1 protein-coding gene is annotated in these 204 nt (G+C 39.7%); it reads right to left on the reverse strand.

Annotated elements, in window-relative coordinates; genetic code table 11:
* Nucleotides 1-204 (reverse strand): formylglycine-generating enzyme family protein (locus tag SMIDD26_RS11095; RefSeq protein ID WP_246747052.1); only part of this gene is annotated, 204 nt, incomplete at both ends.

Below are 204 nucleotides of genomic sequence, written 5' to 3' on the forward strand. Positions count from 1 at the left end.
CCAAAATCATTAGGTAAAAATTCATAGACAGGAGCCGTTCCTATAAATCCATCTAAGGCAGTATTTTCATAAGGAAATCTTCCTTGCCAAGTATTGGCATGATAATATCCACCTTCTAAAAGAGTATCTCCCCAAGGATATTCAGATTGTCTTCCTCCTCTAGCAGCATATTCCCACTGTGCTTCAGTCGGTAAAGACATTCCG

It is taken from the genome of Streptococcus mitis, from assembly GCF_001579035.1.
Classification (GTDB): domain Bacteria; phylum Bacillota; class Bacilli; order Lactobacillales; family Streptococcaceae; genus Streptococcus; species Streptococcus mitis_J.